A 1175-nucleotide genomic window follows, 5' to 3' on the forward strand; every position below is an offset into this window, starting at 1 on the left:
ATCCGGTAGGCGCTTGCGGGTGCCCAAACCGCTGCCACGGCCTTTAAGGGAAGACCAAATTGATCAGTTCTTTGATGTGATCAAAACCAAGCGTGACTGGGCCATGTTCCGATTGATGCTGCGTTGCGGTTTGCGGGTGGAAGAAGTGTCTGATTTAACCTTGGGCGCCATTGATCTGAAGCAGTGCAAGATCATGGTTTTAAACGGTAAGGGCAGCAAAGATCGGGTGGTCTACATGAGTGACGATGCTGCTGATGCGCTGGATGCTTATCTGAAACTACGGCGGCATTACCGGGTGAAAAAAGTCTTTTTAGTCGACAAAGGAACTTATAAGGGAAAGCCGATCTCGGTGCGCGGCATTCAGAAGCGCATAGAGTATTATGCCAAGAAAAGCGGCATCCCAGTTTGCTGTCACCGCCTGCGCCATACCATGGCAACCCAACTTTTAAACGCGGAGGCCGAGGTGGAGACCATCCAGGATCTATTGGGGCACAATTGGATTACGACCACTCAACGCTACTGCAAGGTGTCGAATGTAAAAGTTAAAAGAGATTACTTCAAAGCAATGCAGGTGATATTGAGCCAATCTGAAAATGAGAAAATTCAACACCCACAGATATCCGACACAATTGGCGTAACGACAAATACAGAAAGCAGGTAAATCAAATCATGCAAATCACCATGAACAAATTCTCGACGATCTCAAGCAACTTCAGATGTCTACCATGCGTGGATGTTATCAATAGATTGCTGATTGCGTGCGAAGCGAATCTTTTAGCTATGAGCAATATCTGCTTGAACTGCTCAAACTGGAGTGTGAAGCACGTCGGCAAAATTGGATTGCACAAAAAGCTCTCACGCTATGATGCGATCATCGTCGATGACATCGGATACGTGCAGCAAAGCCGTCAGCAGATGCAAGTGCTCTTTACATTGATGGCCGATTGCTACGAACGCGGCAGTTTGATGATTACCAGTAATTTGCCTTTTTCTAAATGGGAGCAGATCTTTAAAGACCCGATGGTCACCGCTGCTGCCATTGATCGGCTGGTGCATCACAGTGTGATTTTGGAGCTCAACATTGAAAGTTACCGCATGGAAATGGCTAAGAAAAATAAGAGCAAAAAACCTGATAACCCGACAAAGGGCTCTAAATGAGTGGATTTTGAGTAATG

General features: G+C 46.3%; 2 protein-coding genes. Both read left to right on the forward strand.

Going from position 1 to position 1175, the window contains the following annotated elements; all coding sequences use genetic code 11:
* The coding region (locus GY683_RS02800; protein WP_297287299.1) for a tyrosine-type recombinase/integrase at positions 1-661 on the forward strand (661 nt) is incomplete at its 5' end.
* An 8-nt stretch (positions 662-669) separates the two neighbouring features.
* The gene (locus GY683_RS02805) at positions 670-1158 is read left to right on the forward strand and encodes an ATP-binding protein (RefSeq protein ID WP_297287300.1); all 489 of its coding nucleotides are present in this window, start codon (positions 670-672) and stop codon (positions 1156-1158) included.
* The last annotated feature ends 17 nt before the right edge of the window (positions 1159-1175 follow it).

The organism is Moraxella sp., assembly GCF_024227015.1.
Classification (GTDB): domain Bacteria; phylum Pseudomonadota; class Gammaproteobacteria; order Pseudomonadales; family Moraxellaceae; genus Moraxella.